Source organism: Pseudomonas juntendi, assembly GCF_021560075.1.
Lineage (GTDB): Bacteria > Pseudomonadota > Gammaproteobacteria > Pseudomonadales > Pseudomonadaceae > Aquipseudomonas > Aquipseudomonas juntendi.
In genome coordinates this window covers 2722444-2742406 of record NZ_CP091088.1, presented here as the reverse complement: position 1 = coordinate 2742406, position 19963 = coordinate 2722444, and the positions used below count along the sequence as shown (strand labels likewise).

General features: G+C 55.8%; 13 protein-coding genes and 2 pseudogenes. 9 read left to right on the top strand and 6 right to left on the bottom strand.

The genetic code is table 11. The features are described from left to right. The first annotated feature begins 50 nt into the window (after window positions 1–50). The 4 genes from L1P09_RS12775 to L1P09_RS12760 all read left to right on the top strand — a co-directional run bounded on the left by L1P09_RS12775 (window position 51) and on the right by L1P09_RS12760 (window position 7527). Window positions 51–1085, top strand: coding sequence for a restriction endonuclease-related protein (locus tag L1P09_RS12775; RefSeq protein ID WP_119369903.1), 1035 nt, complete (start codon window positions 51–53; stop codon window positions 1083–1085). After that, complete coding sequence (locus L1P09_RS12770) at window positions 1073–4234, top strand: hypothetical protein (protein WP_119369902.1); 3162 nt, start codon at window positions 1073–1075, stop codon at window positions 4232–4234. The genes L1P09_RS12775 and L1P09_RS12770 overlap by 13 nt, the downstream gene beginning before the upstream one ends. Further along, entirely contained in the window at window positions 4212–6569 is a 2358-nt protein-coding gene (locus L1P09_RS12765) for an RNaseH domain-containing protein (RefSeq protein WP_182774209.1), read from the top strand. Before L1P09_RS12770 ends, L1P09_RS12765 begins: the two co-directional genes overlap by 23 nt. A 64-nt stretch (window positions 6570–6633) precedes the next feature. Beyond that, window positions 6634–7527, top strand: coding sequence for an RNase H1/viroplasmin domain-containing protein (locus L1P09_RS12760; protein ID WP_119369901.1), 894 nt, complete (start codon window positions 6634–6636; stop codon window positions 7525–7527). Window positions 7528–7623: 96 nt separating this feature from the next. Here the strand turns inward: L1P09_RS12760 and L1P09_RS12755 are convergent. Both L1P09_RS12755 and L1P09_RS12750 read right to left on the bottom strand, forming a co-directional pair. Beyond that, a pseudogene (locus tag L1P09_RS12755) lies at window positions 7624–8820 on the bottom strand (MFS transporter); the annotation flags it as partial. Window positions 8821–9577: 757 nt separating this feature from the next. Beyond that, the gene (locus L1P09_RS12750) at window positions 9578–9919 is read right to left on the bottom strand and encodes a hypothetical protein (RefSeq protein ID WP_119369899.1); all 342 of its coding nucleotides are present in this window, start codon (window positions 9917–9919) and stop codon (window positions 9578–9580) included. A 407-nt stretch (window positions 9920–10326) separates the two neighbouring features. Here L1P09_RS12750 and L1P09_RS12745 point away from each other — a divergent pair, with 407 nt between their 5' ends. Beyond that, on the top strand, window positions 10327–11079 hold the full coding sequence (locus L1P09_RS12745; protein ID WP_119369898.1) for an SIR2 family NAD-dependent protein deacylase: 753 nt from the start codon (window positions 10327–10329) through the stop codon (window positions 11077–11079). A 304-nt stretch (window positions 11080–11383) separates the two neighbouring features. Here the strand turns inward: L1P09_RS12745 and L1P09_RS12740 are convergent, their stop codons facing one another. The 3 genes and pseudogenes from L1P09_RS12740 to L1P09_RS12730 form a co-directional block, all read right to left on the bottom strand. Further along, the gene (locus L1P09_RS12740) at window positions 11384–12802 is read right to left on the bottom strand and encodes a Shedu immune nuclease family protein (protein ID WP_235768919.1); all 1419 of its coding nucleotides are present in this window, start codon (window positions 12800–12802) and stop codon (window positions 11384–11386) included. A gap of 144 nt (window positions 12803–12946) precedes the next feature. Beyond that, the gene (locus L1P09_RS12735; RefSeq protein ID WP_119370072.1) at window positions 12947–14698 is read right to left on the bottom strand and encodes a UvrD-helicase domain-containing protein; all 1752 of its coding nucleotides are present in this window, start codon (window positions 14696–14698) and stop codon (window positions 12947–12949) included. Between the two features lie 44 nt (window positions 14699–14742). After that, window positions 14743–16648: pseudogene (locus L1P09_RS12730) on the bottom strand (ATP-dependent nuclease). 327 nt (window positions 16649–16975) lie between these two features. Here L1P09_RS12730 and L1P09_RS12725 point away from each other — a divergent pair. The 4 genes from L1P09_RS12725 (at window position 16976) to L1P09_RS12710 (ending at window position 19382) form a co-directional block, all read left to right on the top strand. Beyond that, entirely contained in the window at window positions 16976–17473 is a 498-nt protein-coding gene (locus L1P09_RS12725; protein ID WP_119369895.1) for a toll/interleukin-1 receptor domain-containing protein, read from the top strand. A gap of 113 nt (window positions 17474–17586) precedes the next feature. Beyond that, window positions 17587–18027, top strand: a complete 441-nt coding sequence (locus L1P09_RS12720) for a TIR domain-containing protein (protein WP_119369894.1) — start codon at window positions 17587–17589, stop codon at window positions 18025–18027. A gap of 53 nt (window positions 18028–18080) precedes the next feature. Next, window positions 18081–18920 (top strand): TIR domain-containing protein, encoded by an 840-nt coding sequence (locus L1P09_RS12715; protein ID WP_119369893.1) that lies wholly within the window; start codon window positions 18081–18083, stop codon window positions 18918–18920. 279 nt (window positions 18921–19199) lie between these two features. After that, the gene (locus tag L1P09_RS12710; RefSeq protein ID WP_147406351.1) at window positions 19200–19382 is read left to right on the top strand and encodes a hypothetical protein; all 183 of its coding nucleotides are present in this window, start codon (window positions 19200–19202) and stop codon (window positions 19380–19382) included. Window positions 19383–19429: 47 nt separating this feature from the next. On the opposite strand, the gene L1P09_RS12705 is transcribed toward L1P09_RS12710, so the two are convergent. Beyond that, on the bottom strand, window positions 19430–19921 hold the full coding sequence (locus L1P09_RS12705; protein ID WP_235768918.1) for a hypothetical protein: 492 nt from the start codon (window positions 19919–19921) through the stop codon (window positions 19430–19432). Window positions 19922–19963 lie beyond the last annotated feature (42 nt).

Below are 19963 nucleotides of genomic sequence, written 5' to 3'. Positions count from 1 at the left end.
CAGAGCACGATGCTCCGCAGAGACACATGCTTCCGACTAAGGGGGGGCTTATGGACTCGGTGGATAGCGACGCCCAACACCTACTTGGCCTGATCGTAAGGGCCGCTCAGCTCGATGCCCATCAACATACCGAGCGGCACGATCTTTTACGACAGGCCAGTGCTTTGCTCTGGTGGCTGGAGCCTGGATCTCCTCCCCGCACAATCGCCAACCTACTCTCCTGCCTCAGCCTGCCGCTTGAGCAGTGGCTGGATAACCGTTTCAGGCAGGGGTATCAAGGCGCGCTCCAGTTCGCCGACGAGCCCACGATGCTGTGTAACGCCATAGCGTTGGAGACGAATCCTCGTGCTGGATGGGAGCGTGTTCAGCAAATAGTGAAGAACGTCCGAGACCTCTGCCGAACGCGCTCCCACGGGGATGATGAGTACCGGTTGTTTCGGATGTTTCTGATTGAGCATGGTGTGGTTGATGCTGATCGAAGCCTCGACTTTCTGATACCGCTGCAAGTGAGCTTCAACTCGCTGTACGAGCCTATTCCACAGCACCTGATCCGTATGGGACAGGTCTACCTGTGCCCGAGTTGCGGATGGCCAATGGAGATTCACCGTCGGGCTGTGTCTTGTGGCGCACACTGGTGTGAGCAGACGGTTGGCATATTCCAGTGGATGGAGCATGAGCTGGTGAGTGTCAGAACTGCCAAGGTAATCCAGCCTCACCCCGCCAAAAACAAGTACCGCCTTACCCCGCCTCTGTGGACATTTACCTTGATCCCGGGGCTGCTGGAAATGCGTTTGCTTGATGGCATCAGTCGGATGGGCGTCTCTGCAGAGCTTTGGCCCGAGGTTGATCAGGCTGACCTGCGGTTCACCCTCGTTGATCGAACCTATTCGCTTGATGCCAAAGTTTGGCATTCGACCAAGAACCTTGGGCTGCACTTGGCCAGCACTCCACATGCGGACACGGTCATTGTCATCCCGGATTACCAGGCGCAGTTCCTGGACACGCTGAATGAGCAGTGCTGGCCCAAGCAGATCATGTCTGAGTCCCAGTGCCTGCGTTGGGTGAAAAAACTATGCCAACGCTAACTGAAAATGCGGCCGCTCTGGCGCTTGGGCTGGCTATCAAGTACATCAGCAAGGAGCCCACTCTTGCTGATGCGGAAGTGTTCCTGGTGGGGAGGCCTCATCTCTGGATGGGCTGGGAAGGCGCTTCTGACAGGGTTCGCGAACAAATTATCACGCTCATCAAGTATCGCCCGGTAGATCTGAATCAGACAGGGCGATTTCTTGAGGAGGCAGGACGAATCATGTTCGGTGGTGGCGCGCCGTTCAGGGTAGCGGGTGATGATCTTCTGACGGAGCTGGGTACCACGCCACGCCTCAAGGAGACTGATGTCTACTATCTGCAGCCAGGCTTCGACCTGGATGGGCTGATTGAGGAAAAGCTCTGCGCTGTCAAAAGCGATCCGACCCTTGCGTCATGCACCAAATGGCCCGCAGAAGGGCAGATTCTCCTCCGTGAGACTCAGTCTGATGGCTACCGCACTTTCGTGATTTCCGAGGAACAGCGATCCAGGCTGGTGTTGGACGATACCCCTCTGCCCCTGTTGGAGGCACCAAACACCCCGATTTTTTCCTGGGAGAAGGCTTCGCTTCACGAGATCGCCAAGGCACTGGACGAAGCTGGACGAGACCCCGACAACCATTTGCACCAAAGCCATTGCAGCTCCTTGAACTCGATCGTGCGCAACGACGGTTGCGTCGACGCTCAGGCTGGGAAGTTCTATCGGGTCAACGCTCCGACGGGAACGGGCAAGACCGTGGTGATGGAGTTGATGGGCATCCATACGGCCTTGCAAGGGCACCGCGTGGTGATCGCGGTACCCAACCTCACTGACGTACGCAACATGGTGGAGGCATTGAAGCGCGCGGTTCGTATCGTGGCACCTCACTTGAATATCGCCCCACTGCATTCCCAACGCCGGATAGCTAAAGCGGGCGATTACTACATCGCACGTGGACGCGAGGATCATCCTTACGACTATCGATGCCTGCTGGATGCCTGTGCTACTGACGGGAGCGTGAGCCAGAGCGATGTAGAACCCTGCTTCAATCTGCAAATTCCAGGAGAGCGCCGGGGGCGGGAGACGTTCAAGCGCATTCGTAGTTGCCCGTTTCTGAATCAGTGTGGGAAACGCACCATGCTTGAACAGGCCCTGGCGGCCGACATTGTGGTGGTCAATCACCATGCCCTGATATCCGGAACCACCCGTATCGCTGTCGAAGGGGGTGGCGGTGAATCGAGGAGTCTGCTTGAGCTACTGCTCCGATCGGCTTCGCTGTTTATGGTGGACGAGATCGATGGGCTACTGCTGAGTGCGGTTGATACCAGCGTCTTCGAGCTTCCGTTGAGTAACCACATTGAGCACAGTAGCCTTGCCGAGCTGCATATGGAGATTTTCGGGCGGGACTCCATTCCAGACGTCGATGCCTCGACCTTGTACCGTGCTCAACGAGCCTGCAACGCGGTGATCCTTCATACCACACGCCTCCTCCAGTTAGCCCTCAAGCACCTGACATGGCCCGATCGCGAGACTGTGTGGGAACGTGCTGAAGACAAGATGATTGCTGAGTACCTGGGCCTCGACCCATTGGTGCTCGACGGCGTCTGCGGCTACGGTGAACAGGCTATCCCTCCTCACCTGGTACCGCTTCGAGAGCTCCTGCAGGCTTTCTCGCACAACGACCCGCTGCCGAGTCCGACGGAGGTCGTGGTCAGCATCGGTTCGCTGCTCGATAGCCTGGCGAGACGGAAAAAGTTGGGGCTACGGCTCAATGAGAAGAAGAGCGAGAAGAACGACAAGAAACTCGAAAAGCTCAAGTCGTCATTGGTCATCAGAACGAGTTTGCATTTTATTGAGACCAGCCTTCGCACCCTTTATGCAGATGTCCCTGTTCTTGCGCGCGCCAAGGTCGCCGCGGCATTGAGGGTACAGCAGGATCTCGCAGGCTCTGCGCCCTTCAGCCCTACCCCACTTGGGCCGCTTCAGCGCGTCGTTTACGGCTTCAAACGCAAACACGAGGGACGTGATACGTGGTCGCTCCAGGTCGTAGCGATGTCCGGCGACCCTCACCGGACGCTTCAATATCTGCCTAACCTCACGTCGAAGATCCACGCCGGGGTGAATCGAACCTTCATCGGCTTCAGTGCCACCGCATTTTTCCCTGGCGCTAGCTGCTTCGACTTGAGTGCCAAGACGCTGATCGATGTGCCGGATGCCAAGGGAAACATCCGCTTCGAGAATGTGAATGTCTCTGTCCATGTATCGGGGGCTGCCCTCGATTCTCGCCTAATCCACATAAGGGATCTGGCGTATGAACTATGGCCATGGCTTGTCAGTCGCCTGGCAGCGTTGGAGCAAGATCAGGACACGTGTCATCGAGCGCGCTTGCTGCTGGTGACGGGAAGCGATGCCGAGGCAGAGCAACTTGCTTCGACGCTCTATGAAATTTCAGGGGGGCAACGGAAGGTTGCCTGGATTCGGGGAGGCAAGAAATCGGATCGGCAGGAACGGTTGCCACTGGCGAACAGGCTCACCTACGACGATCTCGTCGAGTTCGCTGACGGCCCCAATGCGGATGTGCAGTTGCTGGTGAGCTCCATCTATCCAATGGCGCGTGGTCACAACATAGTGACTGCGGACGGTAAGTCAGCGCTGGGTGGTGTGGTTGTGTGCGTGCGGCCACTGCCCTCTTCAGATCAACCAGGTAACAACCTTGCACATCTTTGCTACAGCGTTGGCGAGAGTATTGAACCGTCTGCAACGCCAGGTCTGGCACTCCTGAAAGAGCGTGCCAAGGCAAACCGCATACTCAATGGCATTCGGCTGGCTCCCCCCTACTTTTACAGCCAGCCCAAAGATATCCGGTTCTACACCATCATGAACGTCCTGGTCACACTCACCCAACTGGTGGGCCGTGCCAGGCGTGGCGGCACGCCAGTCACCTGTTACCTGGCAGACGCGGCATTCTTTGACACCCGTTTCACGTGGGCGATGCTATTGGAGCGGACGATCGAGAAGCTGAAGCAGGATGGTCACTGGAACGAGTTTTCAACGCACCATGCGGGACTCGTGGAGGCTATGACGCTGTATATCGAAGCGGCAGGCCCGCAGACCACCGCAGGCACTCAAGAGAATGAGGGGCTACCTGATGACGATTTCCCTGAGGACTAACCTGTTCCGCTTTGATCCAGATGAGCTGCCTTCCGTCATGCAGTATCGCGCATCGCGAGAGTTTTTAAATGGATGGCAGTTGCTCGCCAATCATTTCGGTAAGCCTTATCTGCCGACTGAGTCACTCGAAGAGATCCTCAGCTACCTGTCAGGTGGCCCGGTATGGGTAAACGCGCAAATGCTCAAAAACCAGCAAACGCCGGTCATTGTGGCGCTGAATCCAATCGAGCCAGACAAACTGAACCGAGCAATCAACGTCTGGGCCCAGCACATCCTGCGTAAAGCAGCGCCGGGCCAACAGGACTTTATCGATCTGCTCATCCCCGAAGGCCCTGCTCCTCTCTATGCCTCTGACGTCATGCACGATCCTCGACAGTCCGTGGTGGCGTACAAGGTCGTCCCGTGGATGCTCGCGCAGCAATTATCGAGCAAACCGATGGAGTCATCTGTCCCGTTGAACCTCTCGGTTTGCAGTGACGGCTCCCTGCTTGCGTGGGACAACCCGTTGTTCTACGAACGTGGTGATCGACGCGCAGTGGCCATGCATTCTGTCTCGACGGGTTTGCTGCTGTTGCACAAGGTACCCAGCCAGTACGCCTCAGTTACAGTTCACCTGAGCCATATCCTGTCCGAGTGGCGCCACACCACACACGCGACCTGGATCAAAACAGAACGTGGGATTTCAAAATTCCAGATCCGCACCCTGCGTACGGACGAAGGGCAATTCCAAACCGTGTACACCAGTCCGGCTGCTGAACTCATCCAGCACATGGGCGAAGGTCATTTGCCGGCGCTGGGTGGGGACGAGGTTTCGCTAGCTGGGCCTGTTCGACCAATCCATGCCCATACACCGATCGGCTCACCTATCGGGAGCGGTGTCGGTACGGTCATCCTCGACCAGGCAAGCTTCCACGTCCAGAAAACCGTGACCTCTGCCAAGCCCATGCTAACTCGCTATGTCGGCCGGCTCATCGGTCAGCGGGATAGAACGCCGCAAGAGCCGGCTCGGCCGATTAGGATCGCCGTAGTTACTGCGCACACAGACGTCATGATGCGCATCAACAAGGCCTACGAGAATCTGGAATCAGCGTCTCCAGTATTCAAGGAGAAACCGAAGCCCGAAGTGCTGCTGCAACAGATCCAATGCAAAGATGCCCAGCGGGTGCTGACTACCAAGACATCCTCGGCCGATATTCAGAGCTGGTTTTCTCACGAATTGCTGCCACGGCTGAGCGCCTTGGCGCCGGATGCGGCAATCATCGAGACCACCCCAGAGGTGGCCACCAAGGACGATGATGATCCGAAACATGTCTTGCGGGCACTTTGCGCCAAGCACGGAATCTCTACCCAGTTCATTTTTCATCTGCCGCCTCAAGGCGATGGCGCGCCCTCTAAGGGCATTGCTGCTGGACTGAAGGGCCGTCTGCGGAAGGCTAAGATGGAGGAGTCTGATCCGCCTGAGGATTACCCTGCCATCAATGGACTCATCGATGCGATCCGAGGTACCGGATTTGTACCGTTACCGCTGGAGCGCACGGCAGGTATCCCCGTTGGCACCACCGTGGTTTCGATTTATGTCGATTACCTCAGCAGGCTCAACGTCTTTCTACCCGTGATCACGCGTACCTTGGTGAGCACGCGCGAGATGCAGGTCTACGTGGATGGGCACGGAGGTCAACCGGGGCAGTGGAAAACTTACAGCGAAGGGCTCTGCGCTATCCATGCAAGCCCGAAACTGCTGGATGGGGACGCTGCGAAGCTGATGATCAGGCAGGCACTCCTGGCCCCGACCGCGGTGGCTGACAGCCCGTTGATTGTCTATATCAACGCCGGTGCGAAGCGACTGTATCCCGGCATGAATGACGGCGCCGGCGACGGCTTGCCCCCTGTACCGAAGAACGCCTGGTTGATCCGTACGCGCTCTGATTACCAAACGGCTCAAATGACAGGCGTACATTCCCTCTCGCCCCTGGCACCGATGTACATAGGTAACCGCATCGGCGTCCATCAGGCCGAGCACCAGGATCTGGTGTACTACTTCACGTCGTACTCCAAGACCTTCAACAAAGTGCGGTCTCATCGCTACCACACGCGCTACGACGTCAGTCAGGCGCAGCTCAAGGATTCGTGGCAGCAATTGGGCGTGACGGAGTTTGTGATGATCCAGGAAGGAAACTTTGCGAACAAAGATCAGGTGGCGCTGCAGGCTGGGTACTGGTGCAAGAATGCGCCACTGTGGGACGGCTATTTGCGGCTTCCCTCCCCGCTTCATGCCGCCCGCCAGATCGCAGAGGATCATCCGGTTGCCGAGAAACTGAGGAAAGGTAGGTTTTGATAGCGATGCTTCTGAGTAGGTAGACTTGGCCATCGGATAAGTTGAGCTTCAAGGCGTTACACGGATGGCCAAGAGAACCCGCTACTACGCAGTTGTGTCCGGCAAACCAACCGGGATTTTCAACACATGGGAAGGTGGTGCTGCACAAGCGACCCAAGGGATTCCTGGTGCCGACCACGCATCTTTCGCGACCTTGGAGCTTGCCCTGGAATGGTACCGGCAGAGGGTACCTGATGGGGCACGCTACGCCTCCCCCGTCATTCATTTCGAAACAAGCGATATTGTGCCTGAGGCGCCGCACCAGGCGCTCCAGACATCGCTAGACGGCATGGCATCTGGTCAGCATGTCGTCTTCACCATATGCCACCCTGAGACCAATGAGCCCTTCTACGTCGGCGAAACCATAGACCTTGAGCGCCGTGAAGCCCACTACCTGGGTTCCGTCAGCCGAAAACGCAAAGGTGTCTGCGTGAAAATTGCAGAACTCCTCGCCCAAGGGATTACCCCAGTGTTCCAGGTAGTTGAACGTGTCGACTCTAAAGAGGCTGCGTTGGACGCCAAGAGTAGACTGTACAAGCTCTACGTCCAGAGGGGGCTGACGCTGTACAACCGGACGCTGGAGCACCGAGAGATACATCAGTTGTACCACGTGCCGGCAGTCCCGTTGACGGCCCCCATTGGCGATGGCCCCGTCTACCTAGGCCCTCACCTTCAGCCGTCCCGTGAACATTTGAAGCGTCGCGTGAAGGATCACTTGAGCCTCAAAGCACCAGGGCTGGTGTCGAATTCGCAAGCCAAGGAGTATCTAGCTCTCCTCTGGGCGGCAACGCACGCCGACCTCGAAGCTCTCAGCTTCTATGCGGAGGCGACGGAAGAAGGCCCACGACTGCAAGCCAACTTAGTCAGCGGCACCAGCATTGATTTCGATTACGCCAACGCGATTGATCGGCTGCCTTGAGCATCAAATTGGTTGCGTCGGAGTTGAGGAAAGGTAGGTTTTGACTGTGCCGAAGATGATGGGGCAGTAATAGCCCCATCATTGCGGCATCGCTACTTACCCAGCGTCGGTCGAAGTAGTCGGCAATCTCTTCAGCTTAAGCGCGACCAGCAAGGCGGCCAAAAGGAAAGCCCCCATGTACAACCCGACGCCACTCCAGCCCCCGGCGTGGTATGCGAAACCACCTAGGGTGCCGACGACGCTGGATCCGGCGTAGTAGGCAAAAAGGTACAGGGATGAAGCTTGGCCTTTGGCACGGACGGTACGACGGCCAATCCAGCTGCTTGCGACAGAGTGAGCACCGAAGAAGCCAAACGTGAAGAGCACCATTCCCGGCAGTATGACGGCAACCGGTGGTGCCATCGTCAGCGCCAGCCCTGCCGCCATGACGAGAATAGACACCACGAAGGTAGGCCGGCGACCGTACTTGTCAGCCAGTGCACCAACTTGAGCCGAGCTGTAGATACCTGCCAGATACACCACCGACAGCAACGCCACGACAGCTTGGCTCATGTGGTACGGCTCAGCTAGCAAGCGGTAACCAATGTAGTTGAACAGGGTGACGAAGCTGCCCATGAGCAGGAATGCTGCCAGGAACAGCCAGGGGAGCCCAGCGTCCCTGAAGTGAACCGTGAATCCCTCGATCAACGCCCTAGTGTTCAGTTGAGTAGGCCGGAAATTACGAGACGGTGGTAGAAATCTAGTGAAGAGGATGGCCGCTGCCAGTGCTATCGCACCTATGGCAAGAACTGCCACATGCCAGCTGGTGAAGTCGACAAGTACTCCACTGATAAGCCGACCGCTCATGCCGCCAATGGCATTGCCTCCGATGTACAGCCCCATCGCTAGGCCAATGTGTTTGGGGTGAATTTCCTCGCTGAGATATGCCATGCCCACAGCGGCCAGGCCGGACAGAGACAAGCCGACCAACCCGCGCATGATGAGGATCGCCGTCCAGCTCGGGACTACAGCACTAACGAGGGTGCAGAGAGCGGCACTGAAAAGCGCAGTGACCATTACTGGCTTGCGTCCGATAGCGTCCGAGATTGGCCCCGTGACCAGCATCCCAATTGCCATCAGGCCTGTTGAAATGGAAAGCGAGAGGCTCGCTTGAGCTGCGTTGAGGGAAAAATCATGGGAGAGGATGGGCATCAGGGGCTGAACGCAATAAAGCAAGGCAAAGGTGGCGAAACCACCCGCAAACAGCGCCAGCGCCGTACGTACAAATTCTGACGTCCCCTTCTCAATGAACAGTGGGGACGCGGAGGGAGCCCCTCAGGTGCAGCAGGTGCAGATTTCACAGCAAGACCTCAAAAGCTTCAGAACCAAGCATGGCTGAAATGATACAGCCATTAAAATGTAGCTCCCAATATATTACTCACCCCTATTCATATCTACGGCGGATCGTTTGCATTTGCTAATAGCCCCATTTAGGAATTGCAAACGCCTGTTTCCATTAAGTCAAGAAAGGTAGAGTCAGACTTTCGCTAAATCATTGGTGAATAAGGGCCGCACATATAATAGGATTGGCTCTTTCATTAACCTCGCTCGCAACTTGCTTAAGCGCAGGTTAATAAATTTTTCTTTGGCCAAGTCTTGTATGTAAAACACATTTTTTTAAAAAAATGACGTGTTTGTTTGTATTCAAAGCATAGGCGCAGCCAAAGGCTGCGAAGAAGGCGATTCCCCTTTAGCCCCTCCGGGGCCGATCAGATGGCAGCCTTAGGTACGAGGTAGGATCGAGAGACCGTCAAAGCGAAAAAGCTTATCCGGAAAAACCGTGGATGGCCTGCCGGTCAGCGGCAGTGGCCTCCCTACTCGCTTTTTTCTTGTCCTCAAATATAGAACTCCGTCTCGCGAAAAAATTTCAAGGGTGCCACCTTTAGAAAAATGAAAATACAGTGAAACAACCTGTAAAGGTCAATTTTTCCAAGAAAAATGCCCGTAAATTGAGTTTTCTCGCGACCTGGTTTTCGGCCCAGAATGAGGGAACTGGGGGATCAGGGGGGGCTCAGAGCCCAAGATCGATGGCGAGCAGTCTGTCCCGGAGCTCAGGGGGCGCCGCGTTGTCGTCGACCAGCCTTTTCAGCACATAACGGCTCAGGTGCGATCTGAGCTGCTCCCGAGCATGGATAAAGCTGCCGTCTGACCATGGCATTCCCGTTTTGGGTATAGCGAGGTCAAGTATCGTAAATGCCGCTGCGCCGACATCCACCTTGTGGATCCGGGTCAGCACATCCAGGCCGGGAACCCGGCGAAAGCTTTTCAGTGCACCATTCACGATAGAGATGAGAGAGTCACCATAATGTGCAGCAGCGCAATGCCAGATCTGCGTCTCCTGCTCAACCTTCATCACTAGACTCCAGACTCTCCGAACCGGGCGCAATATTCGGCTAAAGCGTGTTTGGATACCAGTAGCTTCGCTGCCCTCTCTCTCCCTTTTGGACGTCTTATGTACGTAGAGCTGGATCTGAACCACAACGACCTCGACGCCCTGCTCCGGCATTGCCGGGAGTTTGCGCCAACCAGCGGGGACGCGCGGGAGGATGGTCGTTTGGCCGACGCCTTGGAAACACTCGCTAACGCCCTGGAACATGCCTCGCAACCTGATTTCACTCAGGCCTAGTATTGGGGTAACGGCCTAGGGGTACATTTGTACTCTTGCGGCTCATAGCCCAAAAGCGGCAATAGGGATGACCAGGCTAGGGCCACCCTTCCAGTTCACTTGAACAGCACAAATGGCTTGATAGGAGATACTTCATGCCAGTCAATTCCGTTGCAGAGCGGTTGCGCCAGGCGAACCATGTAACCGTCTTCACCGGCGCTGGCGTATCAGCCGAGAGCGGTATCCCCACCTTCCGTGACGCGTTAACCGGACTATGGGAGCGCTTCGATCCTGCCCGACTGGCGACTGCAGAAGCGTATCGAACCGATCCGAGCCTCTGCTGGGGATGGTACGAATGGCGCCGAGCGAAGGTTCTTCAGGCCATCCCGAATGCGGCACACCTGGCTATCGCTGAGCTTGCGAATCACGTTCCAAAGCTGACTATCGTTACTCAAAATGTCGACGATCTTCACGTGCGTGCCGGAAGTGAGGGTGTGATCCACCTTCATGGGAGTCTGCATACTCCACGGTGTATCGACTGCGCCGTCGCTTACGCCCCAGCCCAGCCTGTTTGCGAGCTGCCTCAGGACGGACGTCGCATTGAACCTCCGCGGTGCGGCGCGTGTAACGGCCTTATTCGTCCTGGTGTCGTGTGGTTTGGTGAGATGCTCCCTGAACACGCCTGGAGCGAAGGGCTTGCGGCTGCTGAGGGCTGCGACCTGTTCCTGTCCATTGGCACGTCCGGCATGGTGTTTCCCGCGGCGGAGCTCCCGCTGCGCGCTCTGAGTAATGGTGCGACGGTGGTGCACATCAACCCGGTAGCGTTTGAAGTCAGTATCGATGAGTACTTCCTGCAGGGGCCAGCCACTCGCATCCTGCAGTCTTTGATTACAGAAGCGTTTGGTTGATCAAGGCTGCCTAGGGGTGAGCACCAACGATGTGGAGCCGGCAGCCCAGACATTGTATCTCCCGTGCTCCGCACGCCAGTCATGACATAGGCGCATCACCACTGCCATTCGAATTTTTCCAGCGACATGCGTATGAGCTCCAGATAGCAGGTCGACCGGCTGTACCTGGATGCCAAGATCAAGACGTGGGTGGAATTCTTAGAGCTACATCTCCCGCCCAGGTTGAAGGCCATGGATGAGTTCATACAAAGGACTGCGTCGCGTTGAAACCCAGGGCTGGGCGTTAGCACTCATCCCTCGCCGTTCAGAACACATCTGGGACTGGTTTGGGCTCCGCGGGAGTAAGGTGCTCAGCGAGCAGTTGCAGCTTGCCCAGCAGCTCATCAAATGTCACCACTTCCACATCCTTACAGGCATTGCGGAACAGCTCGAAGCTGTGCCGGCGACTTTCCTCAGTGGGTTTGGTACCAGCAATCACGACACACCTGGCGGTATCAGGATGCAGGTCGCGCATGGCTTTATCTTGAAGGTGTGAGAGCCAATTCGAGCGCATGAGGCCCTGTTGGTGTAGTACCTGAGTGATGGCGCCGCTGAGCTGCAAATGCGGCCCGTACACGTCCTGGTTGCGGTATGGCCTGCTTTGCATGAGAGGTGTTGAGGGCTTTTTGATTTCCACAATCGCCAGTTCCCGGCCTTGCGCAAACAGCAGGTCACCAATGTGAGCGCCAGCACCGTGAATCATGGAGCCGCGGGCATGAAATTGCGTGTGCAAAAGCGAAACAGGACGTGCGAACACCATGCTCAGGATGAACATGTTGTCTTCGAAGAAACGCTGCCAATGGCTCTCGGGCAATTCTTGCCCAAGCATTTGCTGATAGCGCTCGATCATCTTGGCCAGGGTTACCCGCTCAATCTGGGCATGTAACTCATACAGCTCCCGAGGCGCCTCCTGCGCCAGCAATCCTACGCTGGTCTTGACCTGGTTGAGCTGGCTACGTCGCTCTTGCCTGGCTGCGTACGTCACAGCGCTTCTCACCGTCTTGGCTCCTTTGCTCGGTGATTCGATACGCTGGCCGGTGAAGATCAGATTGGGGACAAGGCCAGCAAAGACCTCCTGCATGACCCAGTGAAGCTGAGCCGAGGTTTCACTTCTGCGCTTGGCCCTAGAAATCCTCATGCACGCCCTTCGGCACTGATCGACCTCGGCCTCCCGCACAAACACGGCACCCCCTTCCTCGGATGTGCCCCCATCACTGCAAATAACGAGGGTGTGGGCGTGGGGAATCAACCTCAAGCCCCGCCACAATGGAGCTAGTTGCTTTACTAGCCCTAAGCCCTCATCACATGAGTTGAACAGCTTGCCAGGGAGGTTGAGATCGATATGAAGCAGGGCATCCTCAGCGTTGTCTGGTACATCATGAACAAGACGGGTCTCATAGATGATGCATGCTACGTTGCCATGCCTGGGGCTTCGGTAGCGCTGAGTATGCGGATTCGTGTAAATCGGGTACATGGTGATCCAGCCAGGATCGATTGAGGCCAACAGATGCCATTGCTCCTCTGGCAGGGATTGCCATGATCCTGCTTCAACCTGCTCAAAGATTTGGAGATAGAGGTTGGCCGAGAAACCATTCTCGTTGGGGAGTCGGGCGAGATAGAAGGAGGGAGTCAGGACATCATCATCAGTCCAGCGGGTGTCGTGCTGCTGCTCACCGTCCGCCATTGTTATTTCCTCATATTGGTGTCTGGAAGGATCGTGCCCTCCGGGGTGATCCCTTGCTTCGAGACGCTAGAGCACATTTGTACTCCTTCTGTTATCTGGCCTAAGCTTTCGGAACCATTCCCTCCTAAGCGGCAGTCGCTCCGGCTATGGGAGTTCAAACCCCAGTTGTGCCAGCACTTCTCGCTCCTTGGGTTTTAGTTTTTTCACAGCCCAGAACAATTTGTGTTGTGGCCGTGAACTGGCAACGTAGGCGAACCGCGCGGCCTCCGTACTGCGATCGCGCAACCAGTCACGCCAATGCGAGAGATGAACGCCTGGCTGCTGCGATGAAACGAGAACCGTGACATCGTGGGTTTCGCCTTTCACCTGGTGGATGGTCTCGTAACGTAGGCTGTCCGGGCGGTACTGCTGGCGATCGTGACTCATAAGGCGAACTGAGACCTGGTTCTGTCCCTCTCCGGCCCGGGCACTTATGTTCAGCTCACGTAGGTCTTCAAGATCTTCGCGAATCTCTGGGGGAACGAATGCCTGATCAGGTAACTGGCGCAGCGCAAGCTTGGCATTCCGTGCCCATGCAGACCAAGTCATAGCCGGATCTGCTGCTCCATTGGCAGCCATGAACTTAAGGCTTTCGTAGATGAACTGCCGCCACGCAAGCTTGGACTCCATTGCGACCGGGCAGTAAGGCCCTGCTCGGCTTACCTGCATCTTCAGTTTCCCGGTAAGCCATTTGGCGAACGCCCGAAGGCTCTCCTTAATGTCCTTGAGCGAGCCGGTGCGGGCGCTAATGAACGCGACTGCGAGTACCTCGATACCTTCAAAGGCATCGCCACTGCGTAAACGCTGTAGGGTGGTATGCCCGCGGGCAACCAGCACGACTCTCTGGTACTGCCGGGTCAAGTCGCGAATGGTGGGCAGCAGCTCCGACGGACACTGCTGATATTCGAGAATTTGCGGAGGTACTGAAGCTATCTTAGGGTTGCCTTCGATTCGGCCGATCCCAAGTAAGTTACTGCATAAGTCAACGATCGCCTGCCCGCTTCGCCAATTCGCCGTCAATTCGTATGGCCTGAAATCGAGCTTGGCCATCAGCTTCTCGACCCTTTCCGGGTTTGATCTCCGAAAGCCATAAATCGACTGATTCAGATCCCCGACAAAATGAAATTTGACCCCTCGATCGTGGAGCTTTTCGACGATCCTGAGCTGTTCCTCTGAGAGATCCTGGCACTCATCCACTATCACCAGCTGGAACCGGCGGGCCACCCGGGTGAAGTAGGCGTCGTACTTGGCTTCCCTGAACGCCATCAGGGCGAGCATGTCGATATCACCGTAGGTAGCGAAGCCAGCCTCCCATAGCCTTTTCTTGGTAGCTATGAGGTCTTGCCTGGTAGCTTCGTCGATGATGGCGTCGTTGAGCTTCTGATCTAGCGACCGCTCCCCGGTTGAGAAAACAAACCGAGCTGAGTCCAGGTCATAGTTGTACCGGCACGCAGGGATTCGCCGACCGCAGATGGGATTACGCGTGGGGAAAATTTTCGCTGATTTTTCAAGGATACGGATCCGGTAATCCCCATTCTTCCCTTTGTAGCCAGTGAGGTCGCGTGCGATCTTCCCTACGAGCCGAGTGAACACAAAGCTGTCAAAAGTAGAAATGCTATGCGGGTAGCCAATGGGCTCGCGTAGGTGCTTGTGTACCCTAGCTTTGAGCTCGTCCGTTGCGCTGTTCGAAAAAGTCAGTACCGCGATACCTGAGGGGAAGTGGGGCCATTCACTCACGACCTTGGACACCATGGCGGCAACCACCTCGGTCTTACCGCTACCAGGGCAGGCTTTCAGGTAAACGTGTTGATCGAGAGGGGCGTCGAGGTAATCCAGCTGCTCCCGCGTTAAATCCAATTGATCAGCAGCTGCGGCCTTTCTCCCATCATCGATCACAGTCATTACTCTGCCCTTTCCTGCAGGCCGCAGGCCCAGAGAACAGCCTGGCGAATGTAATCCGGTACTACGAACTCACCTTCGAGGGTTTCAAGCTTGTCGGCGAAGGCTTGCGCGTAGACACCCTTACCGATTTGATCCGTGTCAATCCGCTCCAGTAGAGCGTGCGCATACGACGCCTTCGCTTCTGGCTTCATCGATTCGAAATCAAGCTCAGCGTCCCTGTTGAGCTTCCTGACCAATGGGCCGTGCTGTGCCGGCCACAGGTTGGCTGCAACGGGCATCATCGATCGGAGGTTGTTGCCCTCCAGGGCAATGTCGTACTCAAACGTTTTGTACTTGCCGGCAAACAGACGAGCGAATTCGGAATGGTTGATGGCTTCTTGGAGTGCTAACGCAGGATTCTCGCCAAGCTGGTATTTATCAGCATGTGGCTGGTAAGGCACATCCTTTTTCCCTCCCTTACCGTCATCAATCGACTCAATGGATTTTGGCGGATCATTGTCCGTCAGCCCGGCACACCTGATGGGCACGTTTTCGCCAGGTTGCTCACCAGTGACGTCGCAGAAGAGCTGCATGAAATGCTTGAAATAGATACCGCCGAGGTTGATCACGGAGACTCCGTAATCGTCCAGCGAGTCCTTGCCTTCGCCGTATTGGCGCAGAACGATGCGTGCGAGCTCTGGCACGACAATCGCTTCGGCAATGCCCTCAACCAGAATCGCGCCTTTGGAGAAAAGCAGATTTGACTTGGTTGCATCCAGCCACCGATCGACAAAGCGCCGACTGGGATCGGGCAGGCCACAGCCCTGCAGCGAGACTGCCCGAGGTCTGCCCTCATTCGAAATGTGGAGTATGTGATTGATGGAGACGGCAGCCGAAAGCACAGTCGAGTGGGTGGTGATGATTACCTGGATGCCCCTTCTCTCTGCGACGGTTTTGAGATGTCGAAGCAGACGCAGCTGGAGTTGCGGATGCAAATGCGCCTCTGGCTCCTCGATCAGTAACAACCGCAGGAAGGTCTTTTCGCCCTGCCCCTCGTCCTCTTCGAGTATCAGCTCTGCCAGAATCGACGCGATGTACAGAAGGTTGTTGTAACCGAGGCTATTTTCCTCAAGCGAACGGAACTGCGCAGGATCCGCCTGGGTGAGATCCGGGAAGTACAACAGCCGCAACCCTTCCACGATCCGCGAGAAGCTCACCTCCGAAAACTGTATTACCGTGCCCTGGGACAGGTGCAGGCCGAGGGCAGCCTTCAGGCTTTCCCCGATGCGCTGATTTGCAAGCTTGATGGCAAATTCGTCGCTTTCCGCAAGCTCGCGGTTGAACTCACCCACTCTTTTTTCCAAGGCATGAGGTTCACGCGATTTGCGGGCTGTTTCCAGATCCTTGCGACACAGGGCTTTGAGAAGCCGGGCCAGCCGGGACTGTCGGCCCTCTCTAAGCTTGGTTTCGGCGTTCACGCAGCGGTGGCAGGTATATGCAGTGTATGAGGTCGAGGGTCTCGGTTTGTAATGGGTTGGTGTATTCATGGCCACCGTACGAGTGATGCTTGAAACGCCCCCTTGATTCCTGGTTTCGAGCTTCGAACGTCAGCCTTGCTTCGTCATGGTGTCCACACCAATCTTCGAACGCCACCGCATCAGTCGCGTCCAGATCGCTAAAAGTGGCCTGGATGTGGATCTGCTCAGATGCAACGGCACCAGCCTCAAAGCTGCAATGGAAATCACGCTCACTGATCATCCGCTTGCCAGACTCAGAGTCGTTGAACAGCTGCCTTACGGCGCTGATAACGCCTGTCTTCCCTGCCCCGTTTTCGCCGACGAGGACGTTCAACCCGTCGTTGAACTCGATGGTGAACGGCTCGCCGAAACATTTAAAACCGCTGACGTCTAGCCTACGCAGGTACATGTGAGTCCTTTCAAAGTGGGAGGTCGCATGGCGGTAGATTGTTGAATTGACACAGATATGAGGGAGGCAATGTAGCCTACGTTCATCAATTTGGGGAATGCATCAGTGTGCCCCCATCAGGCTAGCGGATAACGGGGCACTAATACTTTGGTCGCAGGACGATTATCACCGCAAATGATGGCCTCGCCGCCAACCCGCGAAGCGTATGGCTTTCCTCAGTGCTTACTTGCCAGTTACAGCCTCGCCAAGTGCTGATCCACCCACTGCATATGCTTGAGGCAACTCCAGAAAGATGGCATTTTGCTGGCCAACTGCAAGGAAAGCCCTATGCCGATTCGCCAGTCAGATTTGCGCAATACAAGCTTTAATCGCTCTGCCCAAGGTTACTCCAGCCGGCGTCCTGGGCAACCTACTGCATTCCTGAGCCACAGCCATCAGGACGCACAGCTTGCCTTGGGACTGCAGGAAATGCTCAAGAAAGCGGGGTGGGACGTTTACATCGATTGGCAGGACAACACGATGCCTGCAATCCCGGATGGTGAAACCGCGTTCAACATCAAGGTCGCAATCGTTCAGGCTGACTGGTTTCTTTTCCTGGCGACCCAGAACTCCATGGCGTCGAGATGGTGCCCTTGGGAAATCGGTTTCGCTGACGGGAAAAAAGCTCATGACCGCATTGCCATCATTCCTACCTCGGACAACCAGGGCCACTTTCATGGCAACGAGTACCTAAGCCTTTACAACAAAATAGATTTCGATAGCCACGGCTATGGTCTTGCGCTCTTTGATACCAGGGGCAATGGCACTTGGGTACGGAACCTCTAGCGCAGAAGCAATTCACTCCCCTTGCTGCAGGGGTTGGGCGTGGAAGGTAACAACCTTTCCTCTGCGCACGACGTCTTCCCGAACCTGTGGCGCCACATCTAAGGAAGATAACCATGGCAAGAAAGGTATTTTTCAGCTTTCAGTACGAGGACGTGCAACGCGCGATGAACGTGCGTAACAGCAACGTCATCGCCTCGGATCAGAAGGTGGGTTTCATCGACAAGGCTGATTTTGAAGAGGTTGAGCGTAAGGGCGATGCCGCTATCAAGAAATGGATCGACGACCAGCTCTACGGCACGAGCGTTACGGTAGTTCTGGTCGGAGCAACCACCAGCCAGAGCAAGTACGTGAAGTATGAAATCGATCAAAGCATTGCGCGTGGTAATGGAATTCTAACAATTGACATCAGCAAAATCGCCGACTTCGAAGGCAACACCACAGATTGCTGCAGTCTGCGCGTCCCGGGTGCCACTCACTATCTTTGGAACAAAGATGACGGGCGTGAAAATCTTGGAAAGTGGGTAGAGGCGGCTGCGAAGGCCGCAGGCAAATAGTAATTCGATTAGGCGCCGAATGGCGCCTTTTCTTTCTGAACAGGGATTGCCAGATGTACATAGGCTTGGAAATAGAACGCTACCAGCTGGTTAGTGATTATCCTAACCTCAACTCCCATTGCTACCTTAAAGTAGCTGAAAAGCGGATCGACGACCTCACTCAGTATGTGATCGGAACGTACAACCAAGGCACCATCTTGGATGCAGAAGCCTTGTCGAAGGCGATCTTTCCAGAGGGCGATTATGATGTGTTCCTTTCTCACTCTCACGGCGATCAGCGCAACGCTATCGACCTTGCTCTTGCTTTAGGCAAGCACGGGCTGAAGGTTTTCGTCGACTCCACCGTCTGGGGTTTCTACGGCGACTTGGTCAGCCGAATCATTGCGCAGACACGCCCACAGCCGTACGAAACGAAGGAGAGTCATGTCCACCGCATTCACGCTGATGTGCATATGATGTTGGCTGGTGCCTTGCACCGTACCATCGCCCGAGTCGAGGCGTTCGTATTTGTACGTTCCGATAAATCGGTGCCACTGGAATTCGGTGGCGAAGCTAGAACACTTTCACCCTGGCTGTACTCGGAGCTCCAGTTCAGCTTCCAAGTTCAGCATGCGACCCCAAAGCGAATTCAGAACCGAATGCGGGGCGCTATCTTGGACAATGTGAAAGGCTTCAACAACATGAGCCTTGAGAGCATCCAGCACATGATGGCGTTCAGAGCATTTAATGACCATTTGCCAACGATCTCGGGCGAGCGTCTGAAAGAGTGGGTGATTAGCTTGTCTGCAGAAGTGCGAGGTGGCGCTGCGCTGGATTCGCTCTACAGCCAGTTCGATTTGGCAAGTGAATATCGGCGCCGACGCGAATCTCTAGGGATGCGCACTTCACTCTAGCATGTAGTCCTGCCTGAAAAGGATTCGGTACCCGTCTAGATTGTCATGCGAGACGTCCCCCCGGCACGCTGGGATTTTTTCGGTCACACGATTCTCCTGGGCGCGCTTCGAAATCTGCCACTGGACGCGAAGCCGGTCTGATCGGCAACTCCCTAGAGTGGAGGTTGGTCGAGAGTCTCCCCGGCACCATAAGCAAAGGCGAGATTCTCTAGGTGCGTCTTTCCTATCCAGCCAGGATGTGCTCAGCTATCTGTCCATATTTTTGTGGGTGCGTCCGTCGTGAAATCTTTCATCGACCGAAATCCAAAGGAAAAGGCTGTAGAGGAAGCATTTGCCGCCCTAGCGCGCAACGGCTACGAGAGCGCACGACCAGATCCCGCGGACAACGTGTTTGCGGTTGTTGAGCGATTGAAAAAGCAGCAAGACGTAGCCAAAGCGGCGCCCGATTTACGTAAAGTTTGATCGTGCGTCGTGGCGTCACGGCAAGCTCTTCACCGGTACACCTGTGGTCATGATTCGCCAGCCATATCAGGCTGGTCACCGCGGCAAACCTCTAGTGCTTGGGTTGTATCAGCCAGCTCTTGGCTAAGTTTCACGGTATTGGCTCGTAGCGATGAAATTTCAGACGAGAGAACCTCGTTGGCATTTTTCACGGCCACCAATTGCTCCTGGAGCATCTCTTTAGCGCCTTCAGCCCTGGCTGTGGCCATGTTCGCGACCCCCAGATCCCCTTCTAGTCGCTTCATCGCCTCCTGACTCTGGTGAGCAAGCTTGCTGTGCTGGCGAGCCTCACTCAGCAGACGCTCGTTGTCACGGTTGAGCCGAGTGAGCTCGTCCTGGCGAACCATCAGAGCCTGCTGGATTTGCAAGGTCTCCTGCTGCAATTGCTGCAGCTGGGTTTCATGACGACGCTGATCCTGTTCACGCTGTTCCTTGATCGCGGAGCGGTAATGCTCCATGGCATCACGTGCATGTGCGTGCTTGTCCTCCAGTGAACGCACCTGTTCATCCTTCTCCTGGGGGCGAATAGAGAAAACGGAAAA